The organism is Bacillus sp. CPT56D-587-MTF (genome assembly GCF_058792335.1).
Genome location: NZ_JBYTEF010000001.1, coordinates 922,691 through 939,963, shown reverse-complemented (window position 1 = coordinate 939,963; position 17,273 = coordinate 922,691). Strand labels below are relative to the sequence as shown.

Annotated in this window: 19 protein-coding genes and 1 pseudogene; 10 read left to right on the top strand and 10 right to left on the bottom strand. The window is 35.3% G+C overall.

Going from position 1 to position 17,273, the window contains the following annotated elements:
• Nucleotides 1-157 precede the first annotated feature (157 nt).
• From AC3WVZ_RS04920 to AC3WVZ_RS04910, 3 genes are all read left to right on the top strand, one after another.
• Nucleotides 158-1,318, top strand: a complete 1,161-nt coding sequence (locus AC3WVZ_RS04920) for an FtsW/RodA/SpoVE family cell cycle protein (protein ID WP_000654702.1) — start codon at nt 158-160, stop codon at nt 1,316-1,318.
• A gap of 76 nt (nt 1,319-1,394) precedes the next feature.
• The gene (gene prpE, locus AC3WVZ_RS04915; RefSeq protein ID WP_098583311.1) at nt 1,395-2,135 is read left to right on the top strand and encodes a bis(5'-nucleosyl)-tetraphosphatase PrpE; all 741 of its coding nucleotides are present in this window, start codon (nt 1,395-1,397) and stop codon (nt 2,133-2,135) included.
• Between the two features lie 136 nt (nt 2,136-2,271).
• On the top strand, nt 2,272-3,660 hold the full coding sequence (locus tag AC3WVZ_RS04910; protein WP_000730518.1) for a peptidase G2 autoproteolytic cleavage domain-containing protein: 1,389 nt from the start codon (nt 2,272-2,274) through the stop codon (nt 3,658-3,660).
• Between the two features lie 48 nt (nt 3,661-3,708).
• Here AC3WVZ_RS04910 and AC3WVZ_RS04905 read toward each other — a convergent pair whose 3' ends face one another.
• From AC3WVZ_RS04905 to yjbM, 3 genes are read right to left on the bottom strand one after another with little or no spacing between them, the layout of a single operon-like run.
• A complete protein-coding gene (locus AC3WVZ_RS04905; protein ID WP_001079134.1) occupies nt 3,709-4,602 on the bottom strand; it encodes an RluA family pseudouridine synthase in 894 nt (297 codons plus the stop codon).
• A gap of 14 nt (nt 4,603-4,616) precedes the next feature.
• Nucleotides 4,617-5,414: an NAD kinase gene (locus AC3WVZ_RS04900; protein WP_000673190.1), complete on the bottom strand. Its 798-nt coding sequence runs from the start codon at nt 5,412-5,414 to the stop codon at nt 4,617-4,619.
• Between the two features lie 18 nt (nt 5,415-5,432).
• A complete protein-coding gene (gene yjbM, locus AC3WVZ_RS04895; protein ID WP_001081482.1) occupies nt 5,433-6,071 on the bottom strand; it encodes a GTP diphosphokinase in 639 nt (212 codons plus the stop codon).
• A 421-nt stretch (nt 6,072-6,492) separates the two neighbouring features.
• Here yjbM and AC3WVZ_RS04890 point away from each other — a divergent pair, with 421 nt between their 5' ends.
• On the top strand, nt 6,493-7,320 hold the full coding sequence (locus AC3WVZ_RS04890) for a helix-turn-helix domain-containing protein (RefSeq protein WP_233936139.1): 828 nt from the start codon (nt 6,493-6,495) through the stop codon (nt 7,318-7,320).
• Nucleotides 7,321-7,454: 134 nt separating this feature from the next.
• Here the strand turns inward: AC3WVZ_RS04890 and yknW are convergent, their stop codons facing one another.
• The 4 genes from yknW to AC3WVZ_RS04870 form a co-directional block, all read right to left on the bottom strand.
• Complete coding sequence (gene yknW / locus AC3WVZ_RS04885) at nt 7,455-8,153, bottom strand: YknW family membrane protein (RefSeq protein WP_233936137.1); 699 nt, start codon at nt 8,151-8,153, stop codon at nt 7,455-7,457.
• Nucleotides 8,154-8,265: 112 nt separating this feature from the next.
• The gene (locus AC3WVZ_RS04880; protein ID WP_233936136.1) at nt 8,266-9,465 is read right to left on the bottom strand and encodes an ABC transporter permease; all 1,200 of its coding nucleotides are present in this window, start codon (nt 9,463-9,465) and stop codon (nt 8,266-8,268) included.
• Complete coding sequence (locus AC3WVZ_RS04875) at nt 9,462-10,142, bottom strand: ABC transporter ATP-binding protein (protein ID WP_000631619.1); 681 nt, start codon at nt 10,140-10,142, stop codon at nt 9,462-9,464. The genes AC3WVZ_RS04880 and AC3WVZ_RS04875 overlap by 4 nt, the downstream gene beginning before the upstream one ends.
• Nucleotides 10,139-11,332 (bottom strand): efflux RND transporter periplasmic adaptor subunit, encoded by a 1,194-nt coding sequence (locus AC3WVZ_RS04870; RefSeq protein WP_233936134.1) that lies wholly within the window; start codon nt 11,330-11,332, stop codon nt 10,139-10,141. Before AC3WVZ_RS04870 ends, AC3WVZ_RS04875 begins: the two co-directional genes overlap by 4 nt.
• Nucleotides 11,333-11,543: 211 nt before the next feature.
• Here AC3WVZ_RS04870 and AC3WVZ_RS04865 point away from each other — a divergent pair, with 211 nt between their 5' ends.
• From AC3WVZ_RS04865 to AC3WVZ_RS04840, 6 genes are all read left to right on the top strand, one after another.
• Nucleotides 11,544-11,765, top strand: a complete 222-nt coding sequence (locus AC3WVZ_RS04865; RefSeq protein WP_233936133.1) for an uberolysin/carnocyclin family circular bacteriocin — start codon at nt 11,544-11,546, stop codon at nt 11,763-11,765.
• Between the two features lie 134 nt (nt 11,766-11,899).
• Nucleotides 11,900-13,549 (top strand): hypothetical protein, encoded by a 1,650-nt coding sequence (locus AC3WVZ_RS04860; protein WP_233936131.1) that lies wholly within the window; start codon nt 11,900-11,902, stop codon nt 13,547-13,549.
• A gap of 4 nt (nt 13,550-13,553) precedes the next feature.
• Entirely contained in the window at nt 13,554-14,084 is a 531-nt protein-coding gene (locus tag AC3WVZ_RS04855) for a stage II sporulation protein M (RefSeq protein WP_233936130.1), read from the top strand.
• A 47-nt stretch (nt 14,085-14,131) separates the two neighbouring features.
• Entirely contained in the window at nt 14,132-14,776 is a 645-nt protein-coding gene (locus AC3WVZ_RS04850) for an ATP-binding cassette domain-containing protein (RefSeq protein WP_233936128.1), read from the top strand.
• Between the two features lie 28 nt (nt 14,777-14,804).
• Nucleotides 14,805-15,086, top strand: coding sequence for a hypothetical protein (locus tag AC3WVZ_RS04845; protein WP_086387130.1), 282 nt, complete (start codon nt 14,805-14,807; stop codon nt 15,084-15,086).
• Nucleotides 15,087-15,382: 296 nt separating this feature from the next.
• Complete coding sequence (locus AC3WVZ_RS04840) at nt 15,383-15,649, top strand: hypothetical protein (RefSeq protein ID WP_233936127.1); 267 nt, start codon at nt 15,383-15,385, stop codon at nt 15,647-15,649.
• A 57-nt stretch (nt 15,650-15,706) separates the two neighbouring features.
• Here AC3WVZ_RS04840 and AC3WVZ_RS04835 read toward each other — a convergent pair whose 3' ends face one another.
• From AC3WVZ_RS04835 to AC3WVZ_RS04825, 3 genes and pseudogenes are all read right to left on the bottom strand, one after another.
• Complete coding sequence (locus tag AC3WVZ_RS04835) at nt 15,707-16,771, bottom strand: N-acetylmuramoyl-L-alanine amidase (RefSeq protein WP_233936125.1); 1,065 nt, start codon at nt 16,769-16,771, stop codon at nt 15,707-15,709.
• Complete coding sequence (locus tag AC3WVZ_RS04830; protein ID WP_233936123.1) at nt 16,768-17,007, bottom strand: holin; 240 nt, start codon at nt 17,005-17,007, stop codon at nt 16,768-16,770. Before AC3WVZ_RS04830 ends, AC3WVZ_RS04835 begins: the two co-directional genes overlap by 4 nt.
• A pseudogene (locus AC3WVZ_RS04825) lies at nt 17,007-17,242 on the bottom strand (hemolysin XhlA family protein). Before AC3WVZ_RS04825 ends, AC3WVZ_RS04830 begins: the two are co-directional and overlap by 1 nt.
• Nucleotides 17,243-17,273 lie beyond the last annotated feature (31 nt).

Here is a 17,273-nt window from a genome sequence, read left to right as displayed (position 1 = left end):
GAAACTTTAATCAGCTCTCACCAATCGGGCTTTTACGGCCAGTTGATCCCCCACCTAACTTCTTCGCTTTCGCTGAATTTTGAGGTGGGGGGCTTACTGCCCATTAATGCGGGATAAAATCCATTACTATAAAGAGCAGTAGAAAGGAATACCTACATTGAAAGATCCAAATTCTCAATATCAAATAGACTACGTATTACTATTTATTTTATTTGCCATTGGGATTGTTAGTTGTTGTGCTATTGCAAGTGCGCAAGCCTCTTTACCGCCATTTTTACAAAACGTCAATTTTGTACTAAAGCAAATCCAATGGTATTTCATTGGATTTATAGCCATTGGTGTTATTATGATTATCGACTTCGATCGTTATCAAAAAATTGCTTGGTATTTGTACAGCTTTGCAATGGTACTACTTATTGGACTAGAACTTCAAGTACCAGGTGCCGTTACAATTAAAGGCGCTACCGCTTGGTACAGGCTCCCAGGCATCGGAAATTTTCAGCCTTCTGAAATTATGAAATTATTTTTAATTATCGTCATTGGACGAATTATAGCAAATCATAATGAGAAATATTTTTCCCAAACGATACATGATGATTTTTTACTACTTGGAAAAATATTTGCGACAAGCTTGCCACCACTACTACTTATTGCAAAAGAACCAGATTTAGGAAACACAATGGTCATTTCAGCGATGCTTGCAGCAATGATACTAGTTTCTGGCATCCGATGGCGTTTTATTTTCGGATTAGTTTCAGGTACTTTCGTTGCTGGATCTACATTAATATATATTTTTTTTACTCACACAGATTTCTTTAAAGCACACATTTTAAAAGAATATCAATTAAATCGCTTCTACGGATGGTTAGCACCTTACAAATATGATGCACAAGGCTATCAATTAAGACAAGCATTCTTAGCGACTGGATCCGGAGAAATGCAAGGAAAAGGGTGGGAAAATGGACAAGTATATTTTCCAGAACCACATACAGATTTTATTTTCACTAATGTCGCTGAACAATTTGGATTTCTAGGCGCAAGTGTCATTATTTCTCTTTTTTTCTTACTCATTTTTCGAATGATTCATATTGCTTTAGAAAGTAATGACCCTTTCGGTAGTTACATTTGCGCTGGTACAATCGGAATGTTTACTTTCCAAGTATTCCAAAATATCGGGATGACAATCGGATTACTCCCCATTACAGGGATAACATTACCTCTTATGAGTTACGGAGGAAGTTCACTGCTTACATACATGATTGCGATTGGATTCATTTTAAATGTTCGCTCAAGAACGAAAATCTTTATGTTTAAATGAACAACACAAAAACGCTATATTTTTATCTCTATCCTTTTTTAGATATACTAATGAAAAATACGATGGAGGTTTAAATATGAAATATGACATTATAGGAGATATTCATGGATGCTTCCAAGAGTTTCAAAATTTAACGGAGAAGCTAGGATATAACTGGAGTAGCGGTCTACCGGTTCACCCTGACCAACGTAAACTTGCATTCGTTGGCGATATTACAGACCGTGGTCCTCATTCATTACGTATGATTGAAATTGTATGGGAACTTGTCATACATAAAAAAGAAGCTTATTACGCTCCTGGAAATCACTGTAATAAACTATATCGATTTTTCCTTGGGCGTAATGTAACAGTCGCTCACGGACTTGAAACAACTGTTGCTGAATATGAGGCACTTCCTTCTCATAAGCAAAACATTATAAAAGAAAAGTTTATCACTCTTTATGAACAATCACCGCTCTACCACATTCTAGATGAAAAAAGAGTAATCGTATGTCACGCTGGAATTCGGCAAGATTACATAGGTAGACAAGATAAAAAAGTACAAACCTTTGTATTATATGGCGATATTACAGGAGAAAAGCATGCCGATGGCTCACCTGTCCGTCGCGATTGGGCACAAGAATACAAGGGACAAGCTTGGATTGTATATGGACATACACCAGTAGCAGAACCTCGATTCGTCAATCAGACAGTCAATATTGATACTGGCGCTGTATTTGGTGGCAAATTAACCGGATTACGTTATCCTGAAATGGAGACTATCTCTGTTCCTTCTTCTTTACCTTTTGTCGCTGAGAAATTCCGTCCAATTTCATAACTACCTTACTTAGCGAAAGATTACCGTATTATTTAGGCAGATCTCATATAAAACTAGGTAAAGTAATTAAAAAAAGATGCAATAAAGTGCATCTTTTTTTAATTACACTACATATAATGTCGCAGGAGGTGACAGAATGAAGAAAAAATCTTCTAAACAAAAAAGAAAATTTCCCCCTTTATATCTGCCCATGTACGGAATTAACAACTGGTGTAGTATTCGGGCTGCAGCGATAGAAGAACTGGAAGAACAAGAGTCATCAAAAAAAAGCAAAGTAAAACCAACATATGTCTCTTTAGAAAATGCTGTGATGAGCCGCATAATCGATCGCAGAAAAATAAAGATGCAACAAAAAAATAAACAGCTCTCAAATCAAGATGAACAGGTAATACATTCTAATCAAACAGAAGAAAAGACGGAAGAAAATATTTCTGTAGCAATAAATAAAAAAGTGGAACCAGAAATTCCAGCTGCTATTATAAACAAAGTAAAAAAAATAAAAGAGGCATTGGCTTCATCGAATGATATACAAACTGAAAAACCACTCATAATTGAGACACCTACACCTGAAAATACAAAAGTTAAAAGGGGCGGCCGATATGCATATGCGGAAGGGCTTCACTCTCATGCGGAGGGCATGGCAGCACATGCGGAAGGCTTATTAACACACGCAAAAGGTTCTTTCTCTCATGCAGAGGGATCAAACTCAAAAGCAACTGGACATAGTTCGCATAGTGAGGGAAGTGAAACAACAGCAGGCGGAGCTTATTCTCATGCAGAGGGTAAACAGACGATTGCTTTAGGCGAAGCAGCACACGCAGAAGGAACCGCAACTATCGCTAACGGATCCTCTTCTCATGCGGAAGGTCATCATACATCAACAGCTCATTTTGCAGGTAGCCATATTATGGGGCGCTTCGGCACTGCAGAAGAAGCTTATTCTTGGTTTATTGCAAATGGTGTAAGCGACACCGACCATAATATCGGGGCTAAATGGCTTGCCCATAATGGAGAAATGTACATTGAGGGTGCGTCTTACAATGCAAGTGGAACGGATTTTGCACAAATGTTTGAAACCGAAGATCATAAACCTATTGATGTCGGTTATTTCGTTACATTTAGTAGCGAAGAAAAAATTCGGATAGCTACTTCACACGACTCGTTCATTTTAGGAATATCTAGTGCAACCCCTGCCCTTATAGGAAATAGCGGGGCTTTAAGTTGGGAAAAACGTTATAAAACAGATAACTTTGGAAAACGCCAATATGTATGGACGGAAACCGAAGAAATACAACCTCTTTTAAATACAGAATGGGATCCAACTCGCAAATATGTAGCAAGAAAAGATCGCGCCGAGTGGCTTCCTGTCGGATTAATTGGACAAATGTTAGTACGTGATGACGGAACTTGCGAAGCACATGGATTTTGTCTTCCAAATGACAATGGCATTGCTACAAAAGCCGAAAGTGGATTTTTCGTTATAAAGCGTACGGGTGAAAACCAAATTTTAATATTATTCCGCTAAGAAAAAAGGGAACAAAATTCTTTATAATATAAGAATTTTGTTCCCTTTTTAAGTATGCCGCAACACTTCTTGCATATCGCTTGGAAGCTTTATAGTGAAAGACATCTCTTTCTCTAAAATAGGATGATAAAACGTCAAAGATTTACTATGAAGTGCTTGCCGTTTCATTTCATCCCTTCTCCCTCCATATAAGCTATCACCAAGTAATGGATGTCCTATATGAGCCATATGCACACGAATTTGATGCGTTCTTCCTGTCTCAAGCTCAAGCGCTACATGTGTCTTATGATATGTACTATCAATTACTTTAAAATGAGTAACTGCCCTTTGTCCATCCTCACAAACCATTCGCTCAATAATGCTATCAGATTTTCGACCAATTGGTGCATCAATCATTCCTTCTCGTTCTACAATCTTTCCGTGAACAATTGCTTCATACGTTCGTTTCACAGCTTTTTGTTGATGCTGCTTCGATAAAAGGTGATGCACGAAACGATTTTTTGCAATAAGCATAAGCCCCGAAGTATCACGATCTAAACGTGTTACGATGTGCACTGTACTTGCAAGATGCTGCTTATCATAATGAGATAACAGCGCATTGGCAACACTTCCTGCCGGATGTTCTCTAGACGGAATCGTTGACATATTCGCCTCTTTATTAATGATAAGAACCGCGTCATCTTCATATATAATGCATAAAGGAATATCTTCTGCCATCATCCCTTCACTTCTTTCCTCCACTGGAAAAAAGACACGTAATTCTTCACCAGCACGCAACTGATGACGAACACTCGCATGTTGACCATTTACTTCAATTGCTCCGCCATGAAACTTTATATCCGTTAAAGCGGCTTTAGAAATACCTTTCGTTTTCAAAAATTCCCTAACTAAAGTTCCCTCTTCAGCCGGCCCTATATCCCATTTCAATGTAAATCTGTTCAAATATATAACCCTTTCTATTTATCTGCAACAAACGAGTCACGAACTCGTTTCCAGAACGGGAATGGGCGGAAACGAACAAATCGTACTTTCTCGTTTGCGACGCGATACTGGATTGATTTCACATCTTGATGAACCATCGTTAAATGATCCACTGTAATTTGTAAGTTCATTCCTGCAGCTGGCTTTAACACACATGTATGATGCTTCGGCAATACGAGTGGCGATCCTACAGTACGAAATACACGATTGTTAATGGACGCCATTTCTGCAATTTGAATCGCTTCAATAGATGGGTGAATAATTGCTCCGCCAAGCGCTTTATTATACGCGGTACTTCCTGAAGGAGTAGAGATACAAAGGCCATCTCCGCGGAATGTTTCAAAATATTCTCCGCGTATTTCTACTTCTGTTACTAATGTACCTTCTGCACTTTTTACAGTCGCCTCATTCATCGCTAAATACTGTGACTCTTTACTTCCATTCACATAGCGAATAATAACTTCTAAAAGCGGATATTCCACCACTTGGAATGGTGTTTTCGCAATCGCAATTACTAATTTCTCTACTTCTGTCGGTAACCAATCTGCATAGAAACCTAGATGTCCTGTATGTACACCAACAAATGCTGTTTCATCCAATCGATTATAATAACGATGAAACGCATATAAAAGCGTTCCATCTCCCCCAACAGAAATTACAATATCGGGTTCCTTTTCATCCATTATAAATCCAAAATCTAGCAAGTACTCTTTCATCGTGCTTGCCAGTGTATCTGATGATTGATCTCCCTTTGACATAATTGTAAATTTCATCGCCCAACACCCTTTAGTTTATGATTCGGAATCTTTCGTTTCTTGCTTTCTTGAAAAAGCCTTTTGCGCTTCTTGAATTTCAAGACGAATAGAAGACATTTCTTCATCTAATAAAAACGCCGCTTCAGCTGCACGTTGCAATCGTATTTTAATATCTTCAGGAAAACGTCCACTATATTTATAATTTAAAGAATGCTCAATTGTTGCCCAAAAGTTCATTGCTAGCGTGCGTATTTGGATTTCTACCAATACTTTTTGTTCACCTTGAATCGTTTGAACAGGATAACTAATGACAACATGATAAGAACGATAACCGCTATCTTTCTTTTGCGTGACATAATCACGTTCTTCCACGATTTCAAAGTCATTTCGTTTTCGAAGATATTCTACAACAGGCTTAATCTCATCAACAAATTGACACATCATTCTAAGCCCAGCAATATCCTGCATATCTTCTCTCAATCGGTCTAGCGGTACATTTCTCTTCTCCGCTTTATCAATAATACTTGCAACCGACTTTACCCTTCCTGTTACAAACTCAATTGGAGAATGCTCTGTTAACATTGCAAATTGAGTACGCATTCCTTTTAGTTTCACTTTTAGCTCTGCCACCGCTTGGTGGTAAGGTGCTAAAAATTCTTCCCAATTTCGATTCATTTCAACCACCACCAAAATCAATCCATTTGCTTATAGAAATACTTTTTCTTTTTCGCCTTAAGATACTAACCGAAAAACTTATCAAAACCCTTATAAATCAACAATGATTTACTTTACGTTTTTTACTGTTACAGATTAAAAAAGTTACAAAATGATTAGTATGTGGGCAAATTGTGGGCAGCCCCACTATTAGAAAATCACTTATGTATGATGTATTCCTACAAGGTTAAATTTTAATAACAAAAAGTACAGCGTGTATGTACAGTGCGACCAACACTATATATACCGTCCACCTGACACAACCAGGTAAACACTTGCCATACTCTCATGAATTATTGTACATCATGTAGGGTTTCTTTAGCAACGTTTACCAAATTATTGGTGACGTTGCTTTTTGTTTATACAAAGGAGCTCTTAGTCTATGAAAAAGAAAATCAATGTTATCGCAAATGAAGAATCCTTCCACAACTTATCCTCATTCAAAGATGTGGAAGAACTAAATCAAACGGTACGCACATACAGAGACACAATCCGTATGTCTATTAAGCGTACCGATGTACAAGCTAAACTCCTTAGATTACTTGAACTGTTAAAGCGCCACAGCTGCAAATATGTAGGTGTGAGTTTCCTATGCAAAAATAGTATAGCTGAAAAAATGAAAGTTTCCTATAAAACTGTGCAACGTCTTATGAAGAAACTTGTGGATCTAAAGATGATTAATCAAGTAGCAATGAAGCGTACAAAAGATATGTTACAAACTTCAAATGCTATTATCATTCAACCGATTGTGGAAGAAGTGTCCGACAAGGTAGGTATAAAAAGTCCTCCAAAGTGTCCTACCATTAAAATAAAACCTGTTTCCTTAAAACAAAATATAAAAGATATAAACAAACGTAACAGTAATGAGAATAGCAATACTCCAGAAGAGAATATTGAACAAGCTGACTTTGTTGCTCATTGGGTACCAGAACGTTTTATTTCTTTAGTTGGCTCTTTTTACAGTGAATCTAAAACCATTCAAGAACTGTGGAAGGTCGTAAGACAGTGTAATAAAATCATTAACCATACAACAGGTGATAAAGCATTTACTAAAGACCAGGAACTTACTATCGGCTTAAAAGCTATTAAAGAGTTTATTATGAAAATTAAAGCGGGCACAAAAATGAACAAGGGTAAATTCGCTTATTTCAACGGGATTGTAAATAAATTAATGGACAAGTTCTATTTTGACGATACATTTATTATTTGAGTATCTGTTCTCCACAAGATTACCTACATTTAAACATCATTCGAAGACAAATTAACCGGCACATTTTATATTAAAGCACCGGTTAATAATATTGCTAATTTTCACTGAACTTATTTATAATACATATAATTTATTTATATTGGCATACCTGGTAAAAACTTAGCTATTAATACCAAAATTGCTGCTAAGAATACCGCTTTAATAATGAATAAAACAATAATTGGAATAGCTGCTTTCACTTTACTTAATCCAGCTGTAATTTGTAACCCTAACCAAATTAAAACCAAATTCCATAAATAGAACAATTCAATTGTATTACCTATTCCATATGCAAGTGAACCTTGGTCAAATAATGGTCCTAAACTTGTATACTGGGTTGCTCCACCATCTAAAATTAGGGCTATAATACCATTAATAAGTCCACCAATAATAAGAATAATATTAGTATATACAACAATCGTTAATAACTTCTTATAAGACGTATCATTTCCAAAGAACATCATAAATACTTTATAAATAGCCACTACAAATAGCGCTCCAATCATCGCTCCAACAAAACCAGATCCAATTCCATAAATAACTTCTGATGTTATTGAACCCTTACCAGCAAGTTCACCTAATTCTTTCTGCATTTTAATCATTTCAGGTGACGTGTTCACAACATATGTTGTCAAACCACCTACAAGCCCTTGTAACAATGTAACTAAAAAGAACATACCCCAAACTTTCTCGCTCGCCTTCATTCTCTCAAATTGCTCACCTGGAGAAGTAATCATTCCTAATAATGATGGCTTCTTCGCACCTACATCTTGCGTATTAATATTGGCTTCCATTATAACGCCTCCCTCTATTTATATAACCCGTTCTAACGGGCGGTTCACTTCCTCGCAAGAGGCTACGAACCGCCCACTAGAACGGTAATGTGTAGTTCTACTACACTATTAATTATTCATAACGCAATGCTTCAATTGGATCTAATTTCGCAGCTTTGTTCGCTGGAATTAATCCGAAAATAATACCGAGTGTCATCGAGAACAGTACGCCTCCAACGACAACTTCCCATGAAACGAGTGGTGGCCATTTTGCGAATGTAGAAACGATATACGCTCCGCCATAACCAAGACCAATTCCGATTAAACCACCTAGAAGTGTTAACATAACTGCTTCAATTAAAAACTGTAATAAAATTTTACTACGCGTTGCCCCGAGTGCTTTACGTACACCAATTTCACGCGTACGCTCCGTTACAGATACAAGCATGATGTTCATAACACCAATTCCACCAACGACTAATGAAATACCAGCGATACCACCGATGATCATTGTCATAATACCGGTCATCTTCGAAATACCTTCTTGAATTTTTTTTAAATTCATAACTTCGTATTTACCAGTTGCATCAGTCGGTTTACGACTATTTAAAACATCTGCAGCTTTTTTACCTGCTTTTTCTAGATTATCTACATTTTTTGCTTGAACAGAAATATTTTGAATTTCATCTTTTCCATACAGTGTCGGCCATAATGAAATTGGCACTAGTGCTTCTGATGGTCCCATTCCCATAAACTCATTATCTGATTTGTAGACACCAATAATTTGCATCGGTTGACCTTTCATTTCAATAATTTTACCGACTGGATTGGTATCCTTAAACACCTTTTCTTCCATTTGTTTACTAATCATGACAACGTTATTACCTTGATCCACATCTGATTCTTGTAAAGAACGTCCCTTTAACAACTTTACTTTATTTACTGCAAAGTACTCACTATCTAATCCAGTAATACTCACCATTTCTTTTTTATCTTCAATATCCAGTGGTTCCATGGTTGAATTTGTTGTTACCACATGTGCGATTTCTGGAATTTTTTTAATTTCAAAAATGTCTTCTTCAGTTATCTTCGGTGCTTCTACCATTCCCATACCAAAAGGATCGTTTATATCTGCACTATAATGAATCGGAACCGTTTGATTACCTGCCCCAACAAACTGCGATTTCAATGCAGCTTCCCCGCCTTGCCCAATCGCAACGACAGTAATAATTGAACCTACCCCGATAATAATACCGAGCATCGTAAGAGCTGAACGCAATTTATGAGCTAAAATAGAAGAGAGGGCAATTTTTATACTATCTAGTAAACTCATACCGCACACCTTCTATCTTCTGTAACTTTCCCGTCCCGCAGTACAATGCGGCGGGAAGAATACGCTGCTACTTCCTCTTCATGCGTAACCATAACAATTGTTGTGCCTTCTGCATTAAGCTTCGTGAAAATATCCATAACTTGCTCACCAGACTTCGTATCAAGTGCACCAGTTGGTTCATCGGCCATAATGAACGTCGGATTATTTGCAATCGCTCTTGCAATCGCTACACGTTGCTTCTGTCCACCTGACAATTCGTTCGGTAAATGATGCACGCGATCTGCCAATCCAACTTTACCTAACGCCTCCAAAGCGCGCTTACGACGCTCCGCTTTCTTCACACCACCATATACGAGCGGAAGCTCAACATTTTCCACCGCGGAAAGACGAGGCAGTAAATTAAAGTGCTGAAATACAAACCCAATATATTCATTACGAATTAAAGCAAGCTTTGACTCGTCTGCTGTTAAGATATTCACGTCATTCAGCTTATATTCGCCTTCTGTTGGACGATCTAAGCAACCAATAATATTCATAAGCGTTGACTTACCAGAACCAGACGGTCCCATAATCGAAACGAACTCACCGCTCTGAATCGTTAAACTAATACCATGCAAAATCGGCACCGCCAATTTTCCTTGATAATATGTTTTAGCAATATTATTTAACGTAATCATTTCTCTTTCACTTCCATTCCGTCATACACATCGTCGGAAGGATTTTTAACCACCTTTTGCCCCACTGTTACGCCTTCTACAACCTCTGTCCAGTCTCCATCAGTAGAACCTTTTTTCACATTTTGTTTACGAAGCTTCCCTTTTTCCTCAACATAAACAAATGCATCCTCGCCTTTTTCTACAATGCTTTTACTTGGAACAGCAATCATCGTCTTATTCTCTAAGTTTACTTGCAGAGAAACGTGGTAACCTGGAGATAAACCGTCTTGACTATCAAGACTTGCTTTATATGTATACTGAGACATATTTTGAGTTGCTTCACCCATGCCGCCAGCTTGCGCCATCTCTGCACTCGTTGGGAACTCACTTACCTCTGTAATCTTACCTGTCCACTTCTTCTTATTATTTGCTTTCGCTGTTACATTGAATGTTTGATCCTTTTGAATTTGTGACTTCTGAAGCTCAGTTAACGTACCTTGAACTTGGAATGGGTCTTTAGAAGCTACTTGTAAAAACGATTTTCCTTGACCACCTAACGCTTGAGATGAACTTTGTGCCGCATCTTTATCTAACTTTTGAACAACACCAGCGAAATTACTATAAATCGTAAGCTCTTTCTGCTTCTTACTTAACTCTTCTTTCTGCAACTTCCCTTTTTCTTTCTCAAGATCAGTTGTCTTTTGAGCAATCTCTAATTCGTTTACTTGCTCTTCCATCGGATCTGTTACTTCTTTCCCAGCTCCGCTATCTTTTGCCTTCTTAATTTCTTTCTTGAGCGAATCAATCTTTTTCTTTCCTTGATCATAACGCATATCTGCCATCTTCTGATCAAGCTCAGCTTGCTTCATTTGAAGGTTAATCTCTTCATTGTCATAAGAGAATAACTTCGTACCTTTTTCTACCTCTTGCCCTTCTTTTACCTCAATATCTTTCACTTTTCCTTTGGCCGGATCTGCATAGAAGCTTTCGATATTACCAGGCTTCACCTGACCAGAAATTAACTTTGTATTATTCAACTTACGCTCTGTCACTTTCTCAAAACTTACAGCATCAGCATTTGTTGATGCCCCCTTCTTCTTACCTTGCATAACAAAAATATTAATTGCCGCTACAATAACAATTAGTGCAATAACTCCGATAATAATCCATTTTTTCTTCCGTTTTGGATGGGGAATGATAGTTAATTGCATAATAGGCCTCCTTTAATTGATAAGTTTCTTTAAAATCATGCATGTTAAAACAAAACCAATTCTTAATTTTATCCTAATTTTTTTCAAGATGTTCATATTTTTTGACCTTTATCAATATACTTTTTAATTGTTTTTGATTAAAGATTTGTATGATATAGTTTTTAAGTTCGCGACTTACATACATTATATTTTTTAAAAGGAGGTGCTTAGAATGTTTGAGGCTATGGGATTCTTTGGTGTAGGTAAACCAATGGGAGAGGCAATCGTTAATGCAGTTGATTCAGTAGGTTATGGCATCATCGCAGCATCAACAATTGCTGCAATTATTTCAGCAGGTGGTTTATCTATTGCAGCTGCTACAGTTGACGTTGCAATCTTTACTATTAAGGAATACATCAAAAAAGATATGAAAGCTGCTGCAGTTGTTTGGTAAGCTCTTATTATCGCAATCATACTTTTATTACTTAGGGGGGAGATAATTATATCTCTCCCCTATTCCAATATATTTTCATATACAGAAAGGCGGTTTTTTGAATTTTCTACAAAATTATTTTGAGAAATATTATTTTGGAACAACTTAGGCAAGACTTTTCAGGTATGAATGAGAAGTTAAGAACAAAGCTAGGATTGAAATTACCTACAATATTAAATTGGATTATAATACTTTTATCGCAAAATATTTTCTTTTTATTTTTTGTCTTTTTCTTTGAAAGTATTACCAATGATACAGTTAGAACCTGGATCATATTTGCTGTGCTCTTGTTTAATTTCATTCTCCCTAGTTCAATGGCCAGACAAAATTCAAATCGTATTAGTAATAATCCATTAATCGATACACTGTGGCAGTCTCAATATAATCAAAATCAACTTCTAAATGTAACATTATTAGCTGAAGTAATTATGTTCTGGGTTCATGAATTTATGTTACAAGCTATGGGAGTATATATCATAATAAAAGTTTCTCCTAATTTTATCATTGGTGTTTTCTTTATTATTTGTTGGGTCATGTTAATTTCATCAATTTACTTTTCAAGATTGAAGAAAGCAATATTACAGTCTTGGGATACTGAGGTTCGCAAGACAAAGTATAATGAAAGTTTTTATTTATTAAGGGTAATTTTAATATCAGCAGGAATTTGGTTAATCATTAAATCGCTATTTCTTCCTTTAATCAAAGAACCCATTCCAAGGAATATCTATAGCCAAGGAATATTTAAAACATTTTCTACCTTTTCAAAGCATATTGAATTAGTGTTTATTAATCATTTTCAAACATTATTAAAGGCGGTTCACCATGATTGGGTTTATTACATCTTAGGTATGGGTATCATTGGTTATTTGGTTATGACGGTCTTTTATTTTGTTTATTATTCTAACGAGAAGAATTTTACAGAAAAACGTAATACACTTGCCTTAAAAAAATCTAAAAGTGATATTTTTAAGTTTTATCAATGGCTAGGTAAAATAGTTTATTCTAACGATCCATGGATATGTAGAGATTTAATAATTCTTGAAAGATTAATCATACATACAAAGATTTCTCAAAAAACATTCTTGCTTATCCCACCCGCTTTTTGTTCAATTGTGGGATTTTCAATATTTTTCATCGGAAATCTAGCTAACTTCACAAACTTCATATTAGGATTTTGGTTTATATGTTGGATTGCAATTTCTCAGACTATTTGGTTATGGTTATGGAATTATCCTATCCTTCATCCATCAAGTGAATTGAGACAAATAGATTTAGTGAAATTAACTCCATTCTTTTCAGATAAACAATATATGGAAAGTAAACAAAAATTATTAATGATATTATTGTGCCCACTACAATTAATAATTAGTGTTATATTTATGATTGGCTTTTTAATTATGGACGGTTCAATTCTCGAATTATGTATAGGAATTATTGGTGGTTGGTTACTTTCTTTCGTGAGCTGTATTTTATCAACTTATTGGCTACAATTATGCAGTCGGTTTGATTATGAAAATATATTTATGATTCGTTTAGATACTTATGAAACGAAAGTTCTTCAATATTTCTTTACTATCCCGAAACGAATCATAAATGGTCTGTTATTCATTGTTTTCTTTATAGGAATATTTCTTGAGCATTCATTAGGAAGAACGTTCTTCTATGATATTTTTATGATGCTAATCATTGTATGGGGATTTAGTTTCTTTTTCTCTAAAAAGAAAAGGAAGAAGATAGGTGTGTAATGAAATGAAGAGTGAACAAAATAAATTATTTCAAAGTATTTGGTCTAAATATTCTAGAAAGTTTGCATTTATTACATTGATTTTTTTAGCTGCTTGTTTTTGGGGAGGTATTTTTCAACGGCATCATAATCCTTTTCCACCGGATCCACCTAGCTATTCATGGTTTCATTATTTTTCTCATAATATGAATCAATCAATGATTTCTATTGGATTAGGGATAATCACTTATGGAATCGGTAGTTTAATTTTGCTAGTTCTGAATGGCTCATTAATAGGTATTGTACTTGCTGTAATGGTTCAAAATGATATGGCTTTAGAAATTTTCACAGCTTTTCTCCCTCATGGAGTTTTTGAGATACCTGCCATTTTATTATCATGTTTATACCCATATATGATTTGGGGATTCATATTTCAAAGTATCAAAAAGAGAGGGATTGATTTCAATTTATTAAAAAGAGAAATAATACCTGTACCAATAATAATTACACTTTTATTAATAATTGCAGGATGCATGGAAACTATGTTCGCATTATAAGTTTTATCTTACATTATTCATGAGATTCTATTTAAAGGAGAGTAAAAATGTTTTATATGCAAAATTTAAATTTTAGATATGATAAAAATCTTAAATTACTAGAAAACATTTCATTTTCAGCCAACCCTGGTGACATCATTTGGCTAAAAGGAGACAATGGATGCGGAAAAACTACATTACTACGTATAATTGCACAACTAATTAATGCTGAAAGTACAATTTCTTTCAAAGGGAAATTGATTGAAAATAGAAAAGAAATATTAGCAAATTTAACATATATACCTGCAGAACCTTATTTATTTAATTATTTAACAGGAACAGAAAATGCAGATTTTTTACAACAACTATTTAATGTAGATCAAAAGCAATTTTCAAGCTCATTCCTTAAGATGATAAATGAATTTCAAATGAATCATGCTCTAGGTCAATTTGTACAGGAGTATTCACTAGGGATGAAACATAAATTGTATTGGTCTGCTGTATTAGCACGTAAATCATCAATTATTCTGCTTGATGAACCACTTTCAGCATTTGATAGTGATGCTCAAAAATTAGCTATCGATATTCTTAAACAGAAAGCAAGCGAAGGTTCTATTATTCTGTTCACCTCACATCTTTCTGAAATAAGCGCTAAATTAGCCACTAGAGTTCTAGTTTTGCATGAGAGAAATCTTAAAGAGGAAAAAATATAAAATAGTTTTCATAAAGGGGGATTGAAAAATGAATAAATTAAAGCTAACTTTCGCTGTATTTTCAGGATTAATTATGTATTTATGTATATTAATGAGCATTAAAATTAATGAGAGCTCTTATCTAGGTGACTATTTGCTAAATAAATTTAGTATACAACACAATAGAATCGTTATTATTATCGTCTTTTTTGTGTGCTTTTGGATTCAAAATAAACTATTAAAAGATACTGAATCAATATTAATAAATTGGATGCGTGTAATTCTTACTGGTTTAATGTTTATTGCCTTTGTTTCTTATTTTATTTTCTAGCCTCAGTTCACTACTAAACAGATAAATATATAATGAGTAAATCCGGTTACTTTTATTCACCATATTCCTATTACCAGCTTTTCCCCTCTCATCGAGTTGTGGACAACTATAGCTATAGAAACAACCAAAGCCATTTACTCAACTGAGACGTCCAGCTGTCATGAAAACAATTAAAGGCTATTCTTCATGTGAAGCTGGATACACTAGCCTCTGACTTTTGGAATATGTGATATTTACAAATTGCTGCTTATTTTAGTATGATTTACTTAATTTAAAAAGCATAGGAGCTGAACATAATGTTAATGAAATGGGAATTGGAACGTTTCGCTGCAGATAAACAATGTATTGAACGTGCATTAACAATGTGGAAAGAATGGATGAGTAAAAAGAAGACATACTCCGATGATCTTGCCGCTAGAGGTACGATGTACGTTGTCAATCATATGAAGTTACGCGAACATCAAGTTGCGGTCATTTTTGACTTTTTTGATGAATATTTGAATTTATTAGATGACGGAGAAGAACAGGCTGAAGCTTTTTATAAAAAAATTATGGGAATGTAAATTCTAATTACATAGAAATACAAAAAACCGACTCAATTAAGAGCCGGTTTTATTTTTTTACTTTACATATACATAAGCTTCATTTACAGTTACATAATATGTTTTGCCTTTGCTATTGTGTACTTTATATTGCGGAGAACCATCTACATTTACTTTCGCATCAATTGTAAATCCTAATTCTGCATCAACAGAACCAGCCACATGTTTATCCTGCCAAGATGGATCTTCATAGAAACGTAGGTTGTTAACTTTAGATACAACACGCTTTCCAACAATAGAAGAATCTACTGTGCTTTTCTTATTAAACTTCACATAAGATGGATCGTTCTTAATCCACTGATCTCCACCGAGATTTAACCAACCATCCTTTTCCGCCCATACAATATAAGATTCTGGTTTGTTTAATTGACGAATCTTAGAATAGCTTGTACCTGGTCCTTTACGTAAGTTAACGTAGTAACCTTCAATATAGGCGATACCGTCTGTTACTGCTGTCGGTACTTCTGCTGGTTTAGATTGCTTTTCAGGGACAGAAACATCTACACCAGAATTATTGTATGCTCGTTTTACATCTGCTCTAAATTGAGCTTCTGAAATGCCATGAGACTGTAAGTAATCAATTGGATCTTCATGATCTGTACCACCAAGGTGATGAGTTACATCGCTATGTGTCCACAATCCTTTTTCTACAGATATCTTGTTATCTTTTAAAATTTCCGCTAAAAGTTTTACATATTTTTCATATGAACGTTTGAATTTTGTATAGTCCGCTGTTTCGCATAATTCTACATGCACAAATCGTTTATTCGCAGCAGGTCCACCACCATAAGCAATGTACTTTGTATCCGCAATTTGGATTGTTTCGTTCCAATCGACTGCATAGTGAACAAATGCGTTTCTCCATGTACGAGACTCATATTTTTGAATGTTAATAGCTGGAGCTTCTGGAGTGGCTGTCGAATGAGCTACAACACCCTCATATGCACCCACACCATAACGGTATGATTGTTTCGGTAAATCCGGAATAATCAGTGTTCGATCAGCAAAAGCACTTGTAGCAAAAGTAACAGCAAGTACTAGAATCATAAGTAACGAGGTAATATGTTTCATTGTCTTTTTCATTTAGCATCAACATCCTTTTCCATAATTTTTGTGTGGTCAAATAATCCACTTGCTGACAGTCCAATGATGATTCCTTGAAATACATTTGTTTTGATATCTCCGCCCATAAATAAAACGCCTAGCATAATGCCAAGCGTTACATTTAATAACGGAACATATTTTGTTTGTAATCCAATGGTTTTTCCAATCTGTGAAAGACCGACTACAATTCCAATCATTACAGTAATTTCAAACATTACATACCACCTCCCTCATTAAGAAAGTGAGAATGCCACCAACAATTCCGCCAACTATAAGTCGTAAAATCCAGGTAGTATTGGCGCTGATTTTATCTAACTGTTTGTTGATATTGATAATGTCTTTCTCGTTACCTGTTGTCCGCATTTCTAAACTTTTAATCTCTAAGCGAATGTCCTTAATATCTTGCTTTATTTCTTGAACATCACTTCGTATATCTTGTAATCCTTCCACTTTGACAACCCCTTTTAGGCAATAAAAAAGA